This window comes from Commensalibacter papalotli (ex Servin-Garciduenas et al. 2014) (assembly GCF_000527695.1).
GTDB classification, from domain to species: domain Bacteria; phylum Pseudomonadota; class Alphaproteobacteria; order Acetobacterales; family Acetobacteraceae; genus Commensalibacter; species Commensalibacter papalotli.
Window position 1 is genome coordinate 1,041,526 of the sequence record NZ_ATSX01000001.1, and the last position, 23,971, is coordinate 1,065,496.

Here is a 23,971-nt window from a genome sequence, read left to right on the forward strand (position 1 = left end):
CTTATGATCGATAACCTGGTCATTCTCGGGTTAAAGCTGTTTCAATCAACTCAATTGTTTCTGAAACCCCGTATAAAGCAATAAACATTCCAAATCGTGGTCCTTCTTTTTGCCCCAACAAAACTTCATATAAACATCCGAACCAGGCTCTTAAAGGTTCAAACTCGAACTCTTTACCGACTGCAAAAACCATATTTTGAAATTCATCTGCATTGATAGATTGGCCTTGAACTTCACGCAATTTATCCGCAAGCGCTGTCAAAGCTTGCTTTTCTTTGACTTCAGGAGCACGATATACTTTATGAGGTCTTATAAAGTCAGCATAGTATGCCAATGCATACTCGACTAGCTGTGACAACATAGGATGACTTTCAGGAGAAACGCTTTCGTCATAACGTTTTAAAAAGCCCCATAAAATTTCTGCACGCTCCGCATTCGCGACAGACGCAAGGTTTAATAACATCGCAAAACTGATTGGGCTACCAACTTTTTCTGGGACTTTCCCTTGATGAATGAACCATGCTGGATTATTGAAAATTTTCTCTTTTTCTGCTGCTTCTAGATTATCTTTATTTTTTTCCAATTCTGCCCAATCAGAAACATGCTTTAAATACTCATCTGTAGCCTTTGGAATAACATCGAAAAATAATCTTTTCGCACGTTTAGGCGCATTATACATGTACAAAGCCAAACTTTCCTCTGGCGCATATTGTAACCATTCTTCAATAGACAGACCATTACCTTTAGATTTAGAAATCTTTTGCCCTTGATCGTCCAAGAATAATTCATAGGTCAGATTGATAGGAGGTTCTCCTCCTAAAATTTTACAAATCTTACTTGATAACTTCACACTATCAATCAAATCTTTTCCTGACATTTCATAGTCAACACCCAAAGCATACCAACGCATCGCCCAGTCTGCTTTCCACTGCAATTTGGCATGACCACCTGTAACCAACGTTTCAAAAAATTTACCATTTTCGTCACGCCAAGCCACAGTTCCTGCAACTGGATCAATTTTTTCCATTGGCACTTGCATCACAATCCCTGTTTCAGGATGAATAGGCAATACAGGTGAATAAGTCGCACGTCTTTCTTCTCTTAAGGTCTTACCAACAACAGCCACAATCTCATCATGAACTTCCAGCACACGCTTTAATGCCGCATCAAAGCGACCAGAATTATAATAATTCGTTGCAGAGGCAAATTCATATTCAAACCCAAAACGATCTAAGAAAGAGCAAAGTTGCGCATTATTATGCGCCCCAAAAGAATCATGTGTTCCAAATGGATCAGGAATACGTGAAAGTTGTTTATTTAAATGCTGTGCCAACATATCTTTATTTGGAACATTATCAGGAACTTTACGCAAACCGTCCATATCATCAGAAAAGGCCAAAATATGAACAGGCTGTACCGTTAATGCTTGGTATGCCTGACGTACCCAAGATGTTCTGGCGACTTCACCAAAAGTTCCAATATGAGGCAATCCCGAAGGTCCATACCCCGTTTCCAACAAAGCAGGTTTATCTGATTTATCTTTCTTATTTTTTATACGATCAACAAGCTTAACAGCTTCCTCAAAAGGCCAAGATTTTGGTATCGATGTAAAAGAAGAAAAGTTATTTTCAGACATTATTTTACAGGCATTCTAAACATGCCTACCCTCTGTAATAAATTAAATTAACAACAAAACACTCTGTTCAATTGAACAGCACAAAAAATTAGAATATCATCATATATTCTTAAACTGTTAGTAAAAAAATGTTTTTAGACAAATATTCAGCACTCACGATCCATCAACATCAATGCTCTCTTTTAACTTCTGAAGGAGAAATCCTCGACTTATCTATAGAGCAAACTATAAAAAAAATCAGTAAAGAACCGGCTGTTTTTGTCATTCATGCCCCCATAACCTATCGCAAATTACATTCTCCTAAACATATCAATCCACATGAATGGTTCGATATTTTAGAGCTGGCCGCATTTATTTATCCAACAAAATCGTTGGGCTTTACCCCTCAAAGCATAGCTAAGTCACTGGGTATTCCTTGTCCAACCCCTGTAGAAGCAGATTTTCTTCTTATTATTATTCAGCATCTTGCTCAATTATTACAAGAAAAGCAACTGCACTTTCCTTCGGAATCTCTTCAAGCCCAAGGTGCAGCATTATTTTACGCACAATGGAAATGGGCACCTTTAATTCTGGATGTTTTAAAGATAACTTTACCGATCCCAGCCAAAAATCTGCAACCTAATGATAGTCTCAAAATATGGCGCAATCTGCCTAAATGGCAAGATACCCCACCTCGCCCACCTCCAAGGCAATTGCCATTAGAACGCAAAGAAACATTACAACGTTTATCAAATCTTTTGGGGCCAGATGCCGAAACTCGAATAGGACAAATCGACTTTGCCGATATATCCAGAGCAGCCTTTGCCTCACGCAATCACCCAGAATGCCCTAATGTTGTCTTGGCCGAAGCAGGAACAGGGACAGGAAAAACTTTGGGTTATATGGCTCCTGCTACGTTATGGTCAGAAAAAAATGAAGGATCTGTTTGGATTAATACCTATACCAAACATCTTCAACGTCAAATCGAGGACGAATTTACAAGATTTTATCCCGACCAAGAAGAAAAAAATAAGCACGTTGTCGTGCGCAAAGGACGGGAAAATTATCTATGTTTATTGAACTTAGAGGAATATCTTAATACTTTACCTCAACAACAATATAGAAATAAAATTGGACTTATTCTACTCTGCCGTTGGGCCGAAGAAAGTAACGATGGTGATTTATTTGGTGGCGATTTACCCAACTGGTTTAATGATCTGTTTAACGAAAGGTTACTTTATCAACTGGCTGAGCGTAGAGGAGAATGCATTCACGGAGCCTGCCCACATTATCAATGCTGCTTTGTTGAGCATTCTATTCATAAAGCACAAAGCGCAGATATCGTTATTGCCAACCATGCTTTGGTGATGCAGCATATCTCTTGGCAAGCAAATAACGATTCTGCTGAACAATCTAGCTTTCCCACACGTTTTATTTTTGATGAAGCCCATCATTTACTAGACGCAACCGATAGCGCTTATTCTGTTGCATTTTCAATGCTAGAGACCAGTGAACTTCGCCGATGGTTGCTGGGTAATGAAGGCAACAAAACTCGCTCTAAAGGGTTAAAAAAACGGATACACGACGTTATTGTTGGCGATAATAAGCTTGAAAATTTACTTGAAGCTATCTTACAAGCCACACATGCCTTACCTGTCTTGAACTGGTCTTCACATTTTTCCACAGAGCTTGATGATCGACATATTCCGAACAGCAACCCAACTGAATATTTTTTCCATTTAGTATATACACAAATTAAAGCGCGCTCTCAGAAAAATGCTTCCCCTATTCCTATGCCAGAATATTATGATCAAAACGAATGTGATTTATTCCCTATTCTGCCACAACTTCAAGAACAAGCATCTATTCTCTCTGAATATTTTCTTCAAATTTTAACCCCTTTAACTCAATTTATCCAAACGCTGGAGCATAAATTAAAAGCTGATATCGATACGCTGGATAAATACACTAAAGATCGTATTGAAACCACGATGAGCTCACTTGAACGACGTGCTATTAATCCATTGAGTGTATGGGTAGATATCTTAAACCTATTGGATCAACCTAACGAAAATCAACAACAGCAACAAACTCATGTAACATTCTTGAAAATGGATAAAGTTGGCACACGTATTTTGGATATTGGTATTTTTCATCATTGGCTAGACCCCACCTTCCCTTTTATGAAAACCATATCAAATTATGCCCACGGTATGATATTAACCTCTGCTACACTCAGAGACGATAGCCATCATGATACTGAAGCTACTTGGCAAGCTGCGGAAAAACGTATTGGCACCCCGCATCTACCTCTTGCCCCAATTCGGGCGTCGCTTGCATGTCCTTTTGATTATTCCAAACAAGCACGTATTTATATTATTAATGATATAAACAGCCATTCTATTAGCAATCTAGCACATGCCTATCTCAATCTTTTTGTAGCTTCCAAAGGCGGAGCCTTAGGATTATTTACGGCTATACAACGTTTAAAAGCCGTGCAGCAACGGATCATTCAGCCCCTTGAAGAAAAAAATATTTCTTTGTTTGCTCAACACGTCGACCCTATGAATAACAACAGTTTAATAGAGCTCTTTAAATCAGAGCCACATTCATGTTTATTGGGAACAGATGCTATGCGTGATGGAATTAATATCCCAGGGGACGCTTTGAGATTAGTTGTTTTTGAAAAAATACCATGGCCTCGACCTGATATCCTGCACCGAGAAAGACGTAAGTATTTTTACCCAGAAAATCCGAATCTTTATGACGAACAATTAGTTCGCCTACGCTTGAGGCAAGCTTTCGGTCGATTAATACGGACACAAACGGACCGTGGTATTTTCGTTATCTTGGACCGCCGCACACCCACTAAAATGCTTTCTGCATTTCCTCCTGACGTGCCGATTGTACGAATCGCATTACAAGATGCAATAACATCTATTCATGAATTTTATCAAGATATTAGTTGAAGGATTATTAAAACGACAAAACCGGCTCTTTTACAAGAACCGGTATGCTTACGGTAAACGAGCTTACTCTAATACCAGTAATCTAATGCTTTAAACCTTACAAAGGCTTTAAGTTAGCTGCAGCAGCTTTACCGCGCTCTGTCACGATATCGTAACTTACACGTTGATTTTCTTTCAAATCACGTAAACCAGCCGCCTGAACTGCAGTGATATGAACGAAAACGTCTTTACCACCTTCTTCAGGTACAATAAAACCAAATCCTTTTGTAGGATTAAACCATTTCACGGTTCCAGTTTGCATTAACCGCGGATCCTTTATCAATTAGAGAATCAAGCCCTTGAAAAACAGACCTGATATCAGAGTTAAAATATCTAAATAAAGTTTTACAACCTTATTTACTTTGTACGAAAGAATTATAATAATCCTTTCTGAGTTACATTTGACACTGAAAAGGGTCTTTGTGTCAAATAAAATATGCAAAAATATGTAAAAAAAATAAATTATTTAATCAAATATTAATTTTGAATGATTGATTATTAATAAAAAGTTAATTTTTTATTAACAAAGGACTAGTTCGCTATTTCAGTGACATTTAAAATAATTTGATTAAAGGAAAACTTAATTTCATATTTTCGAACTCTAAATCTTCTTATTTTTTGTATAAATTAATAATATTATTTATTTTTAATAGAATATTAGTCACTTATAGTTGAAATTGTTTCTTCAAATCATTCTTAAACTATAAATCACATAAAAATAAACCAAAAAAATTAGTCTAAAATTAAAAGTAATTGAAAAATAATTATACAATAATAGATAGTATAAAAGATATAACATATCTTAAAGTAAGTAACGACTATTATAAGAAGTTATATTTAATAAAATAATGCGGGTTTAAACTTATTAAATATCATTTAGCAGCTAATCACCATTAATTTGCTTTTGATCACATTGGTACGAGGTAATAGTATAAAGAATCATACTATAAGCATATATACTTATCAGAACACCTAATAAATCACGCTATCCAGTTAAAATTTGATACAAATATCCGAATTTAACCAAACATTTATAACTATATTAAAATATATTGCCTAATAAATCACTTTAATATCAACTACGGTTTTTTCTAAGATAAAGACTTTTGGTTTTGTTATTTTTTCAATATTATATTTAGCGTGCTTAGCATCATCAAAACGATATCTTAATATTTATCTATATTTGAAATATATTAGAATCCATATTATTAAAAGCCCTTTGGAAATAAACAATTTATCAACTCTATAGATATAATACTGGAAAAAACTGTTTGGTATGACTTAGTTCTTAGATAATTAACGCAGCCCCAAATACACATATCCATAATAAAAAACCGCTACTTTTGAAAAGTAGCGGTTTTTAACTTTAAGAGGCGTCCCTCTTTTTATTTATCAAGCTAATAAGGGTATTAACGTTGGACTAGAAGCCCATTCCGCCCATACCACCCATTCCGCCCATACCATCCATTCCTGCACCAGCGTCAGATTTCTTTTCTGGACGTTCAGCAACCATAGCTTCGGTTGTAATCAATAGACCAGCAATAGAAGCTGCATCTTGCAATGCTGTACGAACAACTTTAGTTGGATCAATAATACCAGCTTGAACAAGATCTTTATATTCACCCTCTTGAGCATCGAAACCGAAGCTATAAGAGTTATTTTCAAGAACTTTACCAGCGATTACAGCACCGTCTTCACCAGCATTTTCTGCGATTTGACGTAATGGCGTTTGCAATGCACGACGAATGATTTCTACACCAACGCGTTGATCATCATTGGTATGAGATGCAATTTCAGCAAGTTTCAATGATGCACGAGCCAACGCTGTACCACCACCAGGAACAATACCTTCTTCAACAGCAGCACGAGTTGCATGTAAAGCATCATCAACGCGATCACGACGTTCTTTCACTTCAACTTCGGTAGAGCCACCAACGCGAATAACAGCAACACCGCCAGCTAATTTAGCTAAACGTTCTTGTAATTTTTCACGGTCATAGTCAGAAGTTGTATCTTCAACTTGTGCACGGATTTGGTTACAACGACCTTTAATTTGATCAGCATCACCAGCACCTTCAACAATGGTGGTGTTTTCTTTGTCGATATGAATTTTTTTAGCATTACCAAGCATTTTCAAAGTAACGCTTTCAAGTTTAATGCCAAGGTCTTCACTAACAACTTGTCCGCCAGTAAGAATAGCAATATCTTCCAACATTGCTTTACGACGATCACCAAAACCAGGAGCTTTAACAGCAGCGATTTTTAAACCACCACGTAATTTATTAACAACTAAAGTTGCCAATGCTTCACCGTCAATATCTTCAGCAATGATCAATAATGGACGACCACTTTGAACAACGCTTTCCAATAATGGAAGCATAGGTTGTAAAGAAGATAATTTCTTTTCATGGATCAAGATTAAAGGATTGTCTAAATCAGCTGTCATTTTTTCTGAATTAGTTACAAAGTATGGAGAGATATATCCACGATCGAATTGCATACCTTCTACAACATCAAGTTCTGTTTGTAGACCTTTTGCTTCTTCAACAGTGATCACGCCTTCTTTGCCAACTTTTTCCATGGCTTTGCTGATCATTTCACCGATTTCTGTTTCACCATTTGCAGAAATTGTTCCAACTTGAGCAATTTCAGATTGTGTAGAAATCTTTTTTGTTTTTGATTGTAGTTCTTCAACAACAACGCCAACAGCTTTATCAATACCGCGTTTTAAATCCATTGGATTCATACCAGCAGCAACTGATTTCAAACCTTCACGAACGATTGCTTGAGCCAATACGGTTGCAGTTGTTGTACCATCACCAGCAATATCATTGGTTTTAGATGCAACTTCGCGCAACATTTGTGCGCCCATATTTTCAAACTTGTCAGCAAGTTCGATTTCTTTTGCAACAGATACACCGTCTTTGGTAATACGAGGTGCACCAAAGCTTTTATCAAGAACAACGTTACGGCCTTTTGGACCTAATGTTACTTTTACTGCATCAGCAAGGATATCAACACCACGTAACATACGTTGACGAGCATCAGAACCAAATTTTACATCTTTGGCTGCCATAATTCATTTCTCCAATTAAAGTATAAAGTCAAAAACAAAGCGTATCATACATCAAAGAAATTGTGGAATTAACCAACAATCCCCATAATATCGCTTTCTTTCATGATCAGAAGATCTTCACCATTGATTTTTACTTCTGTGCCTGACCATTTGCCGAACAATACTTTGTCACCAGCTTTAACATCAAGGGCAACAATTTGACCTTGCTCGTTACGAGCACCAGGTCCTACGGCAACGACTTCACCTTCTTGAGGCTTTTCTTTTGCTGTTTCTGGAATGATAATACCACCAGCAGTTTTTTCTTCACCATTTAAACGGCGAACGACCACACGGTCGTGTAGAGGACGAAAATTCGTCATTTGGATCGCTCCATATTTCTATATAATGCCCTTCTATGAAAGCAGCATTATGGGTTTTAACTACGCGCGTATTGCCGCGTTACTCCAAGATATATCAATAATATAAATTGATATTTCATTGTTTAATTTATGTATTGCTTAAGACATTGTCAAGAAAATTTAAATCTATTTCAGCCACAAATTCTTATTAAAACCATCATTTGAAACATATCTTAGAATAATCTATATTATTCTTAATTTTTACGTATTATATTACAGAGTAAGGGTTTTATTTATGAAACGTGATATTCAATTAACAACTTCTGATCAGCATATTTTAAATGCTTATGAGCATATCCCTGCAAAGCCTTTGGCTGGGTTAGTTGTATTACAAGAAATATTTGGGGTTAATCCTCATATTCGTGATGTTTGCGATAATTTTGCCAAACATGGCTATCATATTATTTCCCCTGCTTTATTTGACCGGGCTGAACGCAATGTTTCACTGGGTTATGAAGCAGAAGATATGAAGCAAGGGATCGAATTAAGAAAAAAAATTGAACCTGAAAAAACCTTGTTGGATATTATTGCCGCGGCTCAGCATCTGAATTATGACAAAATAGGCATCGTAGGATATTGCTGGGGTGGCAGCCTAAGTTGGCGCGCGGCCACAGAAACAAAACTCTTTTCCGCAGCAAGCTGTTGGTATGGAGCGATGATTCCTTCATTACTTGATCATCCTCATCATTGCCCTGTGCAAATGCATTTTGGCGAGCTTGATCACAGTATTCCTTTGGATGCGATTGAAAAAATCGAACGCACCTATAATGATGTCGATATTTATGTGTATAAAAATGCCGATCATGGTTTTGGATGCCAAGCACGTGCAAGTTTTCACAAAGAAGCTTATGAATTAGCTCAACAAAGAACTTTAGATTTTTTTGCAAAAAACTTATAAAACTCAACATTAAGCGCAATATTTACACTTATAGTGCTTCTTAAACTAATAATAAAAAGATCTCAAATAATTATGAACTCTATACCTAATAATAAAAAAAATTTACTTTTAAAAACTGGACAAGAAATCTTTGCGAGCCACGGATTTACCAATGTTGGACTAACTGAACTTTTAAAAAAAGCAGGGATTCCTAAAGGGTCATTTTATTATTACTTCGACTCTAAAGAAGATTACGGCGTTGCTGTTATTCAATATTATATGGATCAATATACAACTCACCTTTCTACATTATTTAATACTCCTGATCTATCGGGTAAAGAACGTTTATTGAGCTGTTGGGAAAATTGGAATGAAAATCAATGCAATAATGATTACGAAGGTCGATGTTTGGTTGTAAAATTAAGTTCTGAGGTAGCTGATTTTTCTGAAGCAATGCGTCATGAATTCTGTAAAGGCATCGATAAAGTTCTAACTTTAATCGCCAGCGTCATATATAAAGGCCAACAAGATGGCTCAATACCCGATCATCTAAATCCTGATTTAACAGCACAAGAATTATATCAACAATGGCTTGGAGCCAGTTTACTTACAAAAATCCAAAGAAATAAACACCCCTTCAAAATTGCACTTCGTTATACAATGAATATTTTGGAAAAATAAAAATACTTTGATAAAAGTATAGACGACCGGTCTATTTTTTGTTAACTTACTTTTAATATATTTTAAAAAAGGAAATTATCGTTATGCCAAGTCTATTTGACCCTATTCAGTTGGGCGCAATTCATGCATCAAATCGTATTATCATGGCTCCTATGACGCGAGGACGTGCGAGTAAAGAACATATTCCCACACCTTTGATGGTTGACTATTATCGACAACGTGCAAGTGCAGGGTTGATCATTTCCGAAGGCGTAGGCATCTCACAAGAAGGTTTAGGTTGGCCATATACACCAGGGATCTGGAATAAAGATCAAATTGAAGCTTGGAAGCCTATTGTAAAAGCCGTTCATGAAGAAGGTGGAAAAATCATTTGTCAAATTTGGCATATGGGTCGAACAGTTCATCCTTCATTTCACCCCTCACCTATCTCTGCTTCCGCGACAACATCACCTCGCCATACACACACTTATGAAGGTAAAAAACCGCTTGAACAAGCCAGAGCATTACCAGTTGCAGAAATCCCAAGATTACTACAAGACTATCGTCAAGCTGCTTTAAATTCGATGGAAGCAGGCTTTGATGGTGTTCAGATTCACGCTGCAAATGGTTATTTAATTGATCAGTTTTTAAGAGATAGTACAAATCTCAGAACTGATGATTATGGCGGAAGCATTGAAAACAGAATTCGCCTACTGACGGAAGTAACTCACACTGTTTGCCAAGCAGTTGGTTCAGACCGGACCTCAGTTAGATTGTCACCTAACGAACCTATCCAAGGTGTTTTTGATAGCAATCCAGAACCCCTATTTATTGCAGCCTCACAAGCGATGAGCAATGCAAAAATTAATTTTTTAGAGGTGCGTGAACCAAGACCAGGTGAGAATAATTTCATCATGGCGGATTTAACTGACGATGACTTACATTCACCAATCGCCCCTGCGATGCGAGAGAATTTTAATGGCCCATTCATCATTAATGGTTCTTATAATGGCGCATCTGCAAAAAAAATAATGGAAAATAACCAAGCAGACGGCGTTGCATTTGGACGCCCTTATATTTCCAATCCTGATCTTGTGAATAAAATAAGAAACGATATTCCATTTACACCTGATGATGCTGAAACATGGTTCACTCAAGGAAAAAAAGGGTATACCGACTATTGAAATTAAAAAAACTCACCCCATATAATCTAATATATGTTAAATGATCCCATTCTTTAGCTCTTCTGACGTAATGTAAGAAGAGCTTTTTTTATTTTTCCTGCAATTTTAACCAATTTTATTCACTTCGAATAACTTTATTCGCTCCAGTTATTTTGACAAGTCGATTATTTTCCAAGATAAAATAATCATCCTGATATTGATTTGTTCTTTCTGCATTTACTCCAGAAACATGAATAAGTTTACTATTCACTTTACAATCAATCTTGGGCGTATATTGATCCTCGACGTCTCCTATATAACTGGTTGGAAAAATGGCAATGTTTTTTCCTGTTATAGCATCTGCAATAGCATATAGAATACAACCGCCTGTCCCACAACTATCCATATAAATAATATAGTGACCAGCACAATTAACTTTTTTACAGTTCAAAACTTGCTCAAGGGTGGTAGAATGATATTCATCACCTTGTTGCGCAGGGTGATTTTGCCAAAGCATAAGACGATAGCATCAAACTAAAAGTAAACATTATAACAAAACGAACCATTAAGCTCTATCCTGTAAACACTCGCTATATTATCAAAAAAATAGTTTACAGTATCTTTATTCATATCAACTTTGTGACCGATAAAGAACTCTTAAAACTTATCAGAGAAACAACCTTTGATAATTTGTTTCGTATTAATATCACTTAACTTCTAAAATTGGCAAAATATCAGCAAATTCTTTATATCCATCCCTATCAAGAAAATGGCCAGCATTTTTAACATAAACGATCTGTGCTTTAAGTATTATGGCTAAATTTTCAAAAAGCTTTGGCTAAACAATTTCATCACTCGAAGAAATTATAGAAACGCGCTGCTATGTGAAGGATAGTAAAGCCTTATAATCTAACTTACTATCTGTATGTCTTTTTAAAAATGGAAGTGTTTCTAATGGTTCAGTGAAACCAGAAACCAATATATACCCCCCTATTCTATCGATCTCTTTACAGGATTTATTTACAAAGTTAAGCACGCTGACACACCCTAAACTATGACTTATAAAAATAGTATTTTCATCTAAAGGTAAAGAGAGGTTGTCCTAAATATTGTAACTACTCCACAGGGTCAGGGGTCGATGAGTTGGGCATACAAGCAATAGTCACGACAGCAACTTGGCTTTCTAAAGTTTCCTTTAGCCAAGGAAACCAATGTGACTGAGATGGAGCTGCATAACCATGAACGATAACTACGTTTTTATTTCTAAAATTTTGCTTATTCATTCATGGTTTTCCTATTCTATTTTTTATAAAACTCGTCCAGCGATCGTTTTTAAATCTTCTACCAGTTTAGGATCACGTTTTTGTGGTGCTGTCATTAACGCATATTCTAATGCGTGATCACATCCAGCAGAACAATCCGGTCTTTGCTTTCCTAAACTAGGAATGATTTTTTCAACCAAAGAACGTGCATTGCTGGCATTGGCTGTTAATGTTTTAATCACAGCCTCGACACTTACAGCATCATGGTCTTCGTGCCAACAATCATAGTCCGTCACCATTGCCACGGTTGCATAACAAATCTCTGCTTCACGAGCCAAAGCAGCTTCTGGCATATTCGTCATGCCAATTACTGATGCTCCCCATGAACGATAGAGATTACTTTCTGCACGAGTAGAGAACTGAGGTCCTTCCATCACAAGGTAAGTTCCCCCTTTAACCACCGATAATCCTAATTCTTTGGCATTATCAAATAATATTTGTCCTATTCTATCACAAAAAGGATCGGCCAAAGAAACATGCGCAACACATCCTGTGCCAAAAAAGCTTTTATCTCTTAGGCGAGTACGATCAATCACTTGATCCACCACCACAAAAGTTCCAGGAGCCAACTCCTCTTTTAACGATCCCACCGCAGACACAGAAACAATATCAGTAACACCCAGTTTTTTCATCGCTGCAATATTGGCTTTGTAATTGACCTCTGTAGGGGAAATGACGTGCCCACGACCGTGACGAGGTAAAAATACACAAGAAACCCCTTCAAGTTTTCCCATCAACAACTCATCAGATGGATCGCCCCATGGTGTTTCCACTTTGACCCATTGTTGATCGGTTAATCCTGAAATATCATACAGGCCAGAACCACCAATAATCCCAATAACTGGTTGAGCATGTGTTTGTTTATTTGACATTAGACCAAACTTTTCGTTTTATAATAAAGGTTAATACAGCAATAAAGGCCACATAAATCAGGGCCATAATCCCAATACGATGACGTTCTATCAGATGTGGATGCGCTGTCCAACTCAAAAATGTAGTCACATCTTTGGCTTGCTGTTCAATCGTTGTATTCGTACCATCCGTATATTGAACACCCCCCTTGACCAATGGAGGCCTCATGGCAATTTGATGGCCAGGAAAATATCGATTATAATATAGTCCATCCTGATCAAGCTTAAAATCTACGGGAGATTTTGTATAGCCTAATAAGATCGCCATAATATAATCTGCTTGACCATCAACAGTCATGGCATATCTGGATAAATCCAAAGGCACTTTTCCCATATTAACAGATTGTGCCACTAGCTTATTCGCATATGGCGAAGGGATATAATCAACAACAGTTGCTGGGCGATAATGGTCTTTGCCTTGCGCATCTTTACCATCCAGAATTTGATCTGTTTTCGCCATTTTATCAATTTGGTCCAGTGTTAACCCCATCTGCTGTAAATCAGCATAACGCATATACTCTGTAGAATGACAAGAGGCACAGCTTTTACGATAAACAAGATATCCTCTTTGCACGCTAGATAAATCATAAGATCCAAAGATACCTGAAAAGCTCCAAGGATATTTTGGGTAGGAATTTTTATCAGTTGCTACTCTCTCTGCATATCCAGCAACATTCAAAGAAAACATCACAATCAATAGTCCAATGGCTTTAAAAGTAAGCTTGCGAGTAATTTCCATCATGATTTAGCCCCTTTATCGTCATCTAACAAAGAGACTGGTAATGTTCGTTTTAATTCAAAACGATGTGAAAATGGCAAAATCATTAAAAAATGTAAATAATAATATAGCAACGCTAGTCTACCCAACCAAATTAACCCACCATGTGTATGATATTTCCCAACAATACCCAAAATCACAAAAGCTATTAACAAGATAAATAATGATAAGCGATATAGGGGACGATATGTCGCGGATTTAATCGATGATCTATCAAGCCATGGCACAGCAAATAAAATAAGTAATGAACCCGCAGATAGAACCAACCCTAAAAATTTAAAAGGAATTAATTGTAAGATTCCATAAAAAGGTAAGAAATACCACTCAGGGGCTATATTCGCAGGGGTTTCCAAAGGATTAGCTGGGGTATAGTTCTCACTATTCGTTAATAGGTCAGGAAAAAGGAAAGCCAGCAAAATTAGTAATAACAAAGAAACAACAATAACAACCGCGTCTTTGGCTACATAATAAGGATAAAAAGGTAAGGTTTCCTCTTTAGTCTTCGGTTCAATTCCTTTGGGATTATTTGATTTAACGAAATGCAGACAAACTACATGAATAAACACAACCCCAATAATTAAAAAGGCCATGACAAAATGTAATACAAAATACCGATGCAATGTTAAATCATTTGGTGAGCTGCCACCCATTAACCAATGAGCCAACCCTTCCCCAATCCAAGGAATAGAAGAAATGGCTTGGATAACAACATTTGCAGCCCAATAAGACATTTGCCCCCATGGTAGAATATACCCAGCAAATGCCGTCATCATCACCATGAGCATTAAGAACAATCCCGAAAACCAAACTAATTCTCTGGGATTTTTATAAGAACCGTAATATAATCCTCTGAAAATATGTAAATATAAAAAAGCAAGAAATAAATTAGATCCTGCCATATGTAATGATCTTAACAACCACCCACTGGGCACACGTCTCTCTATCATTTCAATAGATGCAAAAGCCCCCTCAGCAGAGGGTGTATAAGACATGGCTAAAAATATACCCGTTGCCAGCATTAATACTAAAACAACCGTAAGCACAGCTCCAAATGTCCACCAAATATTTAAGTTACGCGGCATAGGAAACCGAATATACTCACGTTGAATCATTGAAAAAACAGGTAATCGTTCTTCAATCCATTGTGAAATTGTTTTTTTATTGATTTTTTTTTGTTTGTCTTGATCTGGACAGGGTTTAGAGGTTTGAGACATTACAACCGCTTTGCATCAAATGATATGATAAACTTTACTAATTCTAGGCATAAAACCATTTTTTTGAAATAGTTTTGCCTTTATATTGCTATATTTATATGGAAAATAAAATTAAGTAAAAAAAACCTTTAAAGAAAGTCTAAAATCTTTCATAATTGCCACACCCTTTTTTCATCAACCTAAACACTAACAAAGAAATACTACTCGAATGCCATTATCGGTAACTAAACGTCAATTTTTTCGTCTTCTTTCCCTAGCAGGAGCAGGTCTAACCACTGGTATATTACAAGCGAATGCCAATGAAACTTTGCCTATGACCTCTATTAAAACTCATAAAGATGACGATTTTTCTTTTTTAGTAGGAGGACCCGAAAAAAGCGAACTCGGTTCTTGGGCATCTCAACTTTCGTCTGCTTTTGCGACTAGTTTACAAGAAGACACCCCCTTACCTGTACATTTCACCACTGGTTATGATGGGGTAACAGGAGCAAACTTGTTCGATACCAGAACAACACCTGATGGAAATACAGCTTTTATTACTTCTGGAAATACATTTATCGCCTCTATGTCTGGTGATAAACGTGTCCATTTTGATTGCGAGCGGTGGATCCCTGTTTTATGCAGCCTTTCACCGTCAATCACCATAGCTCGTCAACCTTTCCATAATTCTATTCCAGATCTTTTGAAAAATAGATCTATGAAAGTTGCCGTATCGTCTATTATTGGCCGTGAGCTACCTACTTTACTGGGCATTGAGTTACTGAAGATAAATACGATTCCCGTTGAAGGATTAACTGATTTTTCAACCGCAGTGAAGGCTTTGAAAAAAGGAGATGTTGACGCTTTGCAACTGAGCACTCCTCAAGCAATTGCGGCTTTACCAGATTTATTAAAAGACGGACTACACAGTTTTTTCTCTCTTGATAATTCGACGACATATGGCCCTCGCTTTGCTGATTTATATAATCAGCTACATCACTATAAAACAGATAATACGTTATTTGATGCGTGGAATGCGATTGCGTTGGCTTCTCGAACGAATATTGCAGTTATGCTTCCTATGCTAACACCTTCTGCACTCTTGGCTAAATGGCGTTTAAATACAGGTAAAGTTATAAAGGATAATGCAATTGTTAACTTAGCAAAAAGCGAGGAAATGACATTACAAGAGAACCCTGTTTGTAACGATACGATAAGTAAAATGTGTCCACCTATTATTACAACAATGGCACTCCAACGTTGGTTATCTGTTAAATTTCAAAAATGGTCACCTGGCCAATAAATTTAACGATTACGCTTAAGTAAAATTCTGACTGCCCCGCCATTCCATTGTGCGGGATAAGTTGTTCCCAAGATCAAAGATTGAATCGCTGGACGATTTAACCAATAAGGGAGCTCTCGTTTCAAGATGCCTCCCTCTTTATATCCAGTTCCAATGCCAGTAATAATTTCAACACAGCGTATATTATTACGCTGTGCTCGAATTAAAAATTCTTCTAAGACAAAAAAAGCTCGTTGCGCTGTATAACCATGAAGATCTAGAATCTTTTCAGGCTGCATTTGTCCTTTATGTAGTTTTTTCCAAGTATTCGTATCCAAACCTGCTTGCTTTTGTCCTATTGTTATAAAGCTTTTGTGTTCAAGAGGTTGTTCTTGTCTCTTCTTAAATAATTTATAATACTGAATAAAACTATCTGTTTGAGTAAGCCTTTGTGAACGATAAGCGTTCGCTAATAATTTCTTTTTATTATCTGGTCGCTCATGAAATGCCACTTTAGCAATAGGTGTTTCCCTTGGTGTGTCTTTACGAATCCCTTTAATGCGATTGGCAAAATTATCCCATAATGATTGTTCTTCTTTATTTAACTGTCGCCCTCTTGCCAATTTATTTTACCTTTAAATTCTTTAAACATAACCAATAAAAAACCTTTCACCAGTGAACCAGTGAAAGGTTAAACGATTTTACAAATCTTTATTTGTTATGGTGCCAGCTTATCTATTGATTGGCCTTGGTATTTACCCGTCAATGTTTTTAAGAAAGCAACAATATCATCAACCTCTTGATCTGTTAATTTATGATAAGGGGTTTGATATTTCAACATTTTTTCAACAGCTTTTTTTAATGTTTTTACACTTCCATCATGGAAATAAGGACCTGTCAGAGCAATATTACGTAACAATGGCACTTTAAAGCTATGTTTATCCATGTCTTTATGAGTGACATTAAAACGACCCATATCGGCATCAGTTAATTTACCACCACGATCAGCGAAATAATCTTTTTGTAAACCAAGCTCTTCATATGCAGCACCACCGAGGGCAACACCGTTATGACAACTGGCACATCCATTTTCTTTGAATAACTCATAACCACGCTTTGCTTGTGCATTAATAGCACCGTCCACACCTTTTAAATACATATCAAAAGGACTGTCAGGTGTAATTAATGTTTTTTCATAAGCACCAATCGCATCAGTAATTCTTTGTTTATCAATGACTGGCGTTCCAAAAGCTTCTTCAAATCTTTTTTCATAAGAAGGTTCTTGACGTAATTTATTAATAACATCTTCCCAAGTTTTTGATCCCATTTCCAATGGATTCATCACAGGACCTGCGGCTTGCTCTTCAAGATCAGCCGCACGACCATCCCAGAATTGACTGTGATTGAAAACAGAATTGTAAACTGTTGGGACATTAATAGGCCCTTTTTGCCCAAAAATACCTGTTGCAGTCACTAGTCCATCTACACCACCTTTTTGTAGATCATGGCAGCTTGCACAACTTAATGTATTATCACCTGATAATCTTTTTTCAAAGAATAGCTCTTTACCCAAAACAACCAACTTAGGATCAACAGGCACAGATTCAGGGACAGGTTGTACTGGCTCTGAAGCAAAACGATCTGCAACACCTTGAGTAGCATAATATTTTTGGCGTTCTTGTCGAACCCATTTAATCACATCATCACGTTGTTGCTCGGAAAGACGCGCATGCCAATGCATGATCAAGTACAATGTAGGAGGCATTAAATTACGTTGCATTACGAATTCAATTCGTGACAACGCAACTAAACCAACAGGTTTACCCTCATTAATTGCTGCAATAACGGGTTCCATACGAAAATTTCTTAACCCTTTAAAGCGATCTTGTTCCATTAAACTACTTGCAATGGGTAATTTAAAGTAAAAAGGTAACTCAACATTTTCAGCATGACAGTAATCACAACGTGCTTCTTTTAATACATCAAAAGCAGCCATTGTCACAGCATCTGAATGGGAAGGTGAGTTTTCAGCCAGTCTAGGAGCTGTTTTACGGTCAAAACTAGACAAATATAATGTCGTGCCACCATAGACTACGGCGCCTAAAACAATGATGGCTAGGATCAGTTTTTTCATGATCAGCTTTCTATCGAATATCTAAAAATTTATTTAATCAAAACATTTTAATCAGTGGGGATAATATCAAAAGCTTCGTTTTCTGCAAATAACTTTACAATTTAGAGCCATTTTTACCATCTGAGTGTAACATTTTTACTCTTTCTATTGCTATTTTGACATAATTTTTATCCACATCAATCCCAATTGCCTGTCCCCCCAACTTGTCTGCTGCTAATATAGTCGTACCAGTCCCCATAAAAGGATCTAATACAACAGGCTTCAAATTACCATGAAGCCTCAAACACATTTCTGGCAAAGCTACAGGAAAAGTCCCCGGATGGTTGAATTTTTCAGATTTTGTTCGAACCGTATTATAAGGGATAAACCAAACATCCCCCCGACAACGTAAATCATGAGCATGAGATCTGCGTTTAATATTGGTTTTATCCTTATAAGGAACACCAACATTAAGACGCTGCAAAGTTACTTTACCTGTTTTAGTTAAATGAAATAAATGTTCGTGGTTTCTATGTAGAAAACGGCTACCTGGCACTGGCTTAAAATGACCATGGCTATCCTCACCAATTGAAATAGACTTGATCCATTCTATATGGTTTTGTAAGTAAAAATGTTGTCTTAGCCTGACCATCAACTCAAAAGGTAACCAAGGATAAGAAGAAGATCCTGCAATATTTAAGAAAAAAGATCCATCCTTTTTCATAACCCTTTTGATCTCGACACAAATTGTCTCTAACCAGTCTAAATAATCCGTTTCTTCTTTTTTATCTTTATAAGAACTATAGGCTATACCAAGATTATAAGGCGGAGACGTCACAATGACATCTATACTTTCCTCTGTCATTTTCTTTAAAACAGTTAAACAATCGCCACGCACAAATGTGTGCTGACCTACCTTAAAACTATAAGGCCGAGAAGTTTCCCTCTCGACCACCATATCGATTTTTTTAATTTTTTTAGGAGACACCCTAAATCCTCACCATTAAATAGAAGATTATTTTGTCGTCATTACTGGCAAAGATTGTTGTTCAGAATGACGCGGTAATAACATTAAGATTTTACCTTGTTCATTCATAAACCCTGCATACCATGCGGCTTGACTGCCCCATCCTGTAAATAAATCAATACGATTTATCCCATTGATACCACCACCAATATCTTGTGCAAAAACCATATGTTTCCAAGGCGATCTGCCTTGGGAATTTGCAGTTGTAGGCATTGTCGTTTCCAACCACAAAGGTACACCTAGTGGTATCCATTGTCTATCCACAGCAACAGAGCGGCCCGCAATTAAAGAAGAACCAAAAGCCCCAATAGGCCCAGTATTCGGGTTTTGATCTTTTAAGCTTCGAAAAAATACATAATTTTTATTTTGTTCCATCAGCGCGACAGCTTGATCTGGATGACTATGTAACCATGATCTTACAGAATACATATCTACAGATTGAGCATCCAGTAAACCTTGATCAATCATTACCTTACCCAAAGCTGTATAGGGTTGGCCGTTCTTACCCGCATAGCCCAAACGTACAATATTACCATCTGGTAAAACTATTCTTCCTGAGCCTTGAATTTGCATAAAAAATAAATCTATTGGGTCTTTGACCCATGCAATCTCAAGATTTTTACTTTTTAACGCGCCACGATCAATTTCTGCACGAGAATAATAGGGGACCAAAATACCATCTTGAACAACGCCATACTCAACCTGCCCATCGGTATTTTTTCTGGCAATTAAATCGCTGGGTTTCGCATATACTGGGGTTTGATAAGCTCCAAAACGAACTGTTGATCCTTGCACCTCAGGTTCATAATAGCCAGTAACTTTACCTGTTTGCCCTGATGATGTATATTGATAAGGTTGCAGCCAAGTTTCAAAAAACTGTTTTGACTGTACAGGATCAGAAATATTTATCGTCATTGCCGCATTACAAGCGGGAAGCCAATCTTGAGCTTTTCCGCCAAACAAACCTTTAACCCCTCCCAAATATCTATTAGGAGGTAATTTTTGAATTTGCTGACAATTTTGACGAAATAATGTTAATAATTGGCTATAATTCTCTTTATCCCAACCTGATAAATTCTGATATGAAACAGGATAAAAGTCAGAAAGATTCTCTTGAGTTTGTACGCATGCGACAAGTCCACCTGCTAAAAACAAAGCACAAAAACGAACAAACGATTTCATAATTATCCCTTTAAAGAATTAATTTAATTACCACTACGTGCTGATTTTAAACGCCAAGATATGCCTTGACTATTTACACCTAATAAACGCTCAAAGGTCCAGAAATCAATGAACTCTGTAACAGATTCCGTCCCTGTAACAGGATTATTGTCTTTATCAAAAGTACAATTAATTTGATTAGAAATAAACTGTACCTCTATGATTGCACGATTAACCGCTGCATCCTCTATAACTTGGGCTTTATTAATTGTAATAGAGTGAATAGATTTTATTTCAATCGTTTGTTTTTGTTGAAGATTACGTCGTGCGATAATTGCTGATTCAAATGCATTATAAGCATCTACAACCAACATTGATTGTAAGACTGATAAATCTTCAGCAGAAAAGGCTGTTAACACTTTACGAAAAACAATTTCTGCCCCATCAACAAATTTTTGTGTTGAAAAAGATGCATCTAATTGCGTTATTTTACTAAGGGCTTGCCCAGCTTCTGTTTCAGGTGCAGGAACATTAACTTCAACCTTGGGCTTCACTGGCTCCGTCGGTTTGTCCTGATTATTACTCATCACTTGTTGCATATTTGATGAACGACTTGTTGGTGCGGCTACTCTATCTTCTTTATTAAAGCCCGTTTTTTTTCCTAAAACACTGCGTAAGCGTAGGATTAAAAAACCAGCAACTAAAGCCAGAATAATAATATCCACTGGGAAATTAGCAAAATCCATTTTCAAACCTGTTAACTTAATGAATTCCTGATAAAGAGAATTGCGTTAATTTATAAATCTATACTAACAATATATTTATAATTTGTCACATTACAAAAAAAAATTCATATTTATTTTTTATTAATTTTATCTTTACGTATAAAATACAAAAATAAAAACAAAGCGTTATATTATTATCTATGATGATAAAAATTTTAATATTAATTTTTTATCATTTTTAAATATTATGGTATAATTCTTAGTAATAAAATGAATAACGTTCAATAAATTTAAAGGATAATTATGTCTGAAACAATGAATGATGTCGCTGATTCTCATCTAGAAGAAGGACCTCCACCACTTCCACTGACTTTAAATGTTCAATTTACCAAAGATCTTTCTTTTGAAGTACCTCATGGTGCATCAATTTTTGCAACCCTAGAGGAATCTCCTCAAATTTCTGTTGCGATTGATGCAAATGCTAATCGTCTGAGTGAAGAGGGTGTTTACGAGGTTAGTCTTTCTATTAAAGTTGATGCAACAGAAGCAGAAAGAAAAGATAAAATTACACCTCGCACTGTTTTTGTTACAGAGCTCGTTTATTGCGCAGTTGTAACTTTAAATGAACCTCCTCAAGAACTAATCGAGCCAATACTACTTGTCGAAGTTCCTCGTTTAATTTTCCCATATGCTCGTAATATTATTGGTGATGTAACTCGTGATGGTGGTTTCCCACCCGTTATCTTACAACCAATTGATTTTGTCTCTTTGTGGCAAAATAAACAAGCACAGCAAGCAGCTCAAACACAAACTGAAGCTGGTCACGCATAATATCAGATTCAGGAATGCTCTTTTATCAAAGAGAGCATTTCTTCCGTTCTTGGATAGCTGGGAATTTCAATAGAGCGCCAAGAAACACGTTCAAGTATTGATTTTGTTTTGATACTTATTCCCACAGCTTGAATAAATTTTAAATTTCCTTGTAAGTTTTCTGGAAATAACTCAAGAAAAAAACGCACCGTTTCAGAAGAGAAAAATAAAATACTATTAATTTTATCTGCTTTTAAAGCTTGTAAAAACGCAGCAGACAAATTTTTCACAGGCCTTGTTTGATATACTTCACAATAAGAAATGATAAACCCAGCTTGTTTAAGCAACGCAATCAGTAATTTCCCCTGCCCTTTTGCACAGGGAAACAGTAATCTTCCTGCTTGAGGATTTAATTTTTTTTTAATTAAAGAGGCCAAAGCAACAGCATCTTGGTCAGCACTAATTACATTGCAAAACCCAGCTTGCAGAGCATCTTTGGCGGTAATATCCCCAACCGTAAAGACTGGAATTTGTTGATACGCAATATTCTGTATTGATAATTGCTCTGTCATTGGTGTGATGGATTGGCGACTGGTAAAAATGATTGCTTGAACATTTTCAATCGTAACAAAGTCAATAGGCAATGACTGTATGATCATTACAGGCATTAACAAAGGTTCCCACCCTAGTTGGCTTACTCTTTGTGCCGTTTCACTTAAACCAGGCTCTGGCCTCGTAATAACCAAAAAGGGCTTTTGCTTATTCATCAAAAATATCAGAGGGGCTATCTTTGCGCAATTGTTCGCCTAATTCACGCCCCAGAGCCTCGGCATCATCAGGTGAACCGCTAATCTCTTTTTTAAGTAAAAACGAACCATCTTCTCTGGCAACTAAACCAACCAAATGCAACTCTGGTTCCCCACCCGCGACAACAGGTAATAATTGAGCATAACCTCCGATTGGTGTACGACAAGACCCGTCAAGCTCGGCTAATAACGCACGTTCTGCGGTTGCAACTGCTTTTGCTTCTTGATCTTCAATGGCAACCAACATTTCTCTGAGCTCAACATCAGCTGCACGAACCGTAACGCCGACAATTCCTTGACCCGCAGATGGAACCATAACAGATGGATCTAGTAACACATCAATACGATCCTCCATTCCTAATCTTTGCAATCCAGCAGCCGCCAAAAAGGTTGCATCATATTTATTTGCGGTCACTTGATCTATACGTGATTGAACATTTCCGCGTAACAAAGCAATTTCCAAGTCTGGACGCATATGCAAAAGCTGAGCTTGCCTGCGCACCGAAGACGTTCCAATTTTTGCGCCTCGGGGTAAGCAATCAAAAGGATAATCCACATCAATAGGCCGATATTTGGCATTAACAATCAATGCATCTCGGGCATCTTGACGTTTTAAAGTGCAAGCCAAGACTAATCCATCAGGCAAGGTTGTTTCCAAATCTTTTAAACTATGCACAGCAAAATCAATATTTCCAGCCAAAAGCTGCTCATGAATTTCCTTGGAAAATAAACCTTTACCACCGATTTCAGCTAAACGACGATCTTGTACTCTGTCCCCAGTGGTATGAATTTGAAACTCTTGAAATGCGCCTAGCTCTCGTAACAATGGACAAAATTGTGTTAATCTTGTAAGAAAATTACGAGTCTGCACCAGGGCAAGCGGAGATCCTCTGGTACCAACTCTCAAAGGTAGGCCTTTTCTTTTATACGTATCATGATTTTCTTGTAACCCTTTATTAGCTGCTTTGGCTGCAATATCTTGCAAAGCAGAGTTAGAAAAAATATTAAATACTGTATCCGTGCTCATTTAAGATCTACTTTACGCT

General features: G+C 36.9%; 23 protein-coding genes. 6 read left to right on the forward strand and 17 right to left on the reverse strand.

Annotated elements, in window-relative coordinates:
- Window positions 1-19: 19 nt before the first annotated feature.
- Window positions 20-1,636, reverse strand: a complete 1,617-nt coding sequence (locus tag COMX_RS04775; protein ID WP_034337599.1) for a lysine--tRNA ligase — start codon at window positions 1,634-1,636, stop codon at window positions 20-22.
- Between the two features lie 128 nt (window positions 1,637-1,764).
- Between COMX_RS04775 and COMX_RS04780 the strand changes: the two genes are divergently transcribed.
- Window positions 1,765-4,584, forward strand: a complete 2,820-nt coding sequence (locus tag COMX_RS04780) for an ATP-dependent DNA helicase (RefSeq protein ID WP_051461876.1) — start codon at window positions 1,765-1,767, stop codon at window positions 4,582-4,584.
- Between the two features lie 97 nt (window positions 4,585-4,681).
- On the opposite strand, the gene COMX_RS04785 is transcribed toward COMX_RS04780, so the two are convergent.
- The 3 genes from COMX_RS04785 to groES all read right to left on the reverse strand — a co-directional run bounded on the left by COMX_RS04785 (window position 4,682) and on the right by groES (window position 8,058).
- A complete protein-coding gene (locus tag COMX_RS04785; protein ID WP_034337601.1) occupies window positions 4,682-4,885 on the reverse strand; it encodes a cold-shock protein in 204 nt (67 codons plus the stop codon).
- 1,158 nt (window positions 4,886-6,043) lie between these two features.
- Window positions 6,044-7,699 carry a chaperonin GroEL gene (gene groL / locus COMX_RS04790; protein WP_034337603.1) on the reverse strand — a complete coding sequence of 552 codons (1,656 nt, stop codon included), beginning with the start codon at window positions 7,697-7,699 and terminating at the stop codon, window positions 6,044-6,046.
- Between the two features lie 68 nt (window positions 7,700-7,767).
- Complete coding sequence (gene groES, locus COMX_RS04795) at window positions 7,768-8,058, reverse strand: co-chaperone GroES (RefSeq protein WP_034337605.1); 291 nt, start codon at window positions 8,056-8,058, stop codon at window positions 7,768-7,770.
- 274 nt (window positions 8,059-8,332) lie between these two features.
- Between groES and COMX_RS04800 the strand changes: the two genes are divergently transcribed.
- The 3 genes from COMX_RS04800 to COMX_RS04810 all read left to right on the forward strand — a co-directional run bounded on the left by COMX_RS04800 (window position 8,333) and on the right by COMX_RS04810 (window position 10,818).
- Window positions 8,333-8,995, forward strand: coding sequence for a dienelactone hydrolase family protein (locus COMX_RS04800; protein WP_034337608.1), 663 nt, complete (start codon window positions 8,333-8,335; stop codon window positions 8,993-8,995).
- Between the two features lie 72 nt (window positions 8,996-9,067).
- Window positions 9,068-9,655, forward strand: coding sequence for a TetR/AcrR family transcriptional regulator (locus COMX_RS04805; RefSeq protein WP_034337611.1), 588 nt, complete (start codon window positions 9,068-9,070; stop codon window positions 9,653-9,655).
- Between the two features lie 83 nt (window positions 9,656-9,738).
- The gene (locus COMX_RS04810; protein WP_034337614.1) at window positions 9,739-10,818 is read left to right on the forward strand and encodes an alkene reductase; all 1,080 of its coding nucleotides are present in this window, start codon (window positions 9,739-9,741) and stop codon (window positions 10,816-10,818) included.
- Window positions 10,819-10,933: 115 nt separating this feature from the next.
- Here COMX_RS04810 and COMX_RS04815 read toward each other — a convergent pair whose 3' ends face one another.
- The 6 genes from COMX_RS04815 to COMX_RS04835 all read right to left on the reverse strand — a co-directional run bounded on the left by COMX_RS04815 (window position 10,934) and on the right by COMX_RS04835 (window position 15,022).
- Window positions 10,934-11,314, reverse strand: a complete 381-nt coding sequence (locus tag COMX_RS04815; RefSeq protein ID WP_034337617.1) for a hypothetical protein — start codon at window positions 11,312-11,314, stop codon at window positions 10,934-10,936.
- 363 nt (window positions 11,315-11,677) lie between these two features.
- Entirely contained in the window at window positions 11,678-11,866 is a 189-nt protein-coding gene (locus COMX_RS11450) for an alpha/beta hydrolase (protein WP_152534187.1), read from the reverse strand.
- Window positions 11,867-11,912: 46 nt separating this feature from the next.
- A complete protein-coding gene (locus COMX_RS11355) occupies window positions 11,913-12,080 on the reverse strand; it encodes an alpha/beta hydrolase (protein WP_152534155.1) in 168 nt (55 codons plus the stop codon).
- A 23-nt stretch (window positions 12,081-12,103) separates the two neighbouring features.
- The gene (locus tag COMX_RS04825) at window positions 12,104-12,991 is read right to left on the reverse strand and encodes an S-methyl-5'-thioadenosine phosphorylase (protein WP_034337620.1); all 888 of its coding nucleotides are present in this window, start codon (window positions 12,989-12,991) and stop codon (window positions 12,104-12,106) included.
- The gene (locus COMX_RS04830; RefSeq protein ID WP_051461877.1) at window positions 12,981-13,772 is read right to left on the reverse strand and encodes a cytochrome c1; all 792 of its coding nucleotides are present in this window, start codon (window positions 13,770-13,772) and stop codon (window positions 12,981-12,983) included. Before COMX_RS04830 ends, COMX_RS04825 begins: the two co-directional genes overlap by 11 nt.
- Window positions 13,769-15,022: a cytochrome b gene (locus COMX_RS04835; protein ID WP_034337622.1), complete on the reverse strand. Its 1,254-nt coding sequence runs from the start codon at window positions 15,020-15,022 to the stop codon at window positions 13,769-13,771. Before COMX_RS04835 ends, COMX_RS04830 begins: the two co-directional genes overlap by 4 nt.
- 208 nt (window positions 15,023-15,230) lie before the next feature.
- On the opposite strand from COMX_RS04835, the gene COMX_RS04840 reads away from it, so the two are divergent.
- Window positions 15,231-16,304 carry a hypothetical protein gene (locus COMX_RS04840; RefSeq protein ID WP_034337624.1) on the forward strand — a complete coding sequence of 358 codons (1,074 nt, stop codon included), beginning with the start codon at window positions 15,231-15,233 and terminating at the stop codon, window positions 16,302-16,304.
- 2 nt (window positions 16,305-16,306) lie between these two features.
- Here the strand turns inward: COMX_RS04840 and COMX_RS10635 are convergent, their stop codons facing one another.
- The 5 genes from COMX_RS10635 to COMX_RS04865 all read right to left on the reverse strand — a co-directional run bounded on the left by COMX_RS10635 (window position 16,307) and on the right by COMX_RS04865 (window position 21,330).
- Window positions 16,307-16,906, reverse strand: coding sequence for a Smr/MutS family protein (locus COMX_RS10635; RefSeq protein ID WP_051461878.1), 600 nt, complete (start codon window positions 16,904-16,906; stop codon window positions 16,307-16,309).
- A gap of 95 nt (window positions 16,907-17,001) precedes the next feature.
- On the reverse strand, window positions 17,002-18,417 hold the full coding sequence (locus COMX_RS04850; protein ID WP_200867604.1) for a cytochrome c peroxidase: 1,416 nt from the start codon (window positions 18,415-18,417) through the stop codon (window positions 17,002-17,004).
- A 94-nt stretch (window positions 18,418-18,511) separates the two neighbouring features.
- A complete protein-coding gene (locus COMX_RS04855; RefSeq protein ID WP_051461984.1) occupies window positions 18,512-19,354 on the reverse strand; it encodes a DNA-methyltransferase in 843 nt (280 codons plus the stop codon).
- A gap of 57 nt (window positions 19,355-19,411) precedes the next feature.
- A complete protein-coding gene (gene mltA, locus COMX_RS04860) occupies window positions 19,412-20,605 on the reverse strand; it encodes a murein transglycosylase A (protein ID WP_235176761.1) in 1,194 nt (397 codons plus the stop codon).
- Between the two features lie 23 nt (window positions 20,606-20,628).
- Window positions 20,629-21,330 (reverse strand): Tim44/TimA family putative adaptor protein, encoded by a 702-nt coding sequence (locus COMX_RS04865; RefSeq protein ID WP_034337628.1) that lies wholly within the window; start codon window positions 21,328-21,330, stop codon window positions 20,629-20,631.
- A gap of 282 nt (window positions 21,331-21,612) precedes the next feature.
- On the opposite strand from COMX_RS04865, the gene secB reads away from it, so the two are divergent.
- Window positions 21,613-22,140: a protein-export chaperone SecB gene (gene secB, locus COMX_RS04870; RefSeq protein WP_034337631.1), complete on the forward strand. Its 528-nt coding sequence runs from the start codon at window positions 21,613-21,615 to the stop codon at window positions 22,138-22,140.
- 8 nt (window positions 22,141-22,148) lie between these two features.
- Here the strand turns inward: secB and COMX_RS10640 are convergent, their stop codons facing one another.
- Window positions 22,149-22,886, reverse strand: a complete 738-nt coding sequence (locus COMX_RS10640) for a uroporphyrinogen-III synthase (protein ID WP_051461879.1) — start codon at window positions 22,884-22,886, stop codon at window positions 22,149-22,151.
- A complete protein-coding gene (hemC, locus tag COMX_RS04880; RefSeq protein WP_034337634.1) occupies window positions 22,879-23,952 on the reverse strand; it encodes a hydroxymethylbilane synthase in 1,074 nt (357 codons plus the stop codon). Before hemC ends, COMX_RS10640 begins: the two co-directional genes overlap by 8 nt.
- Window positions 23,953-23,971: the final 19 nt, after the last annotated feature.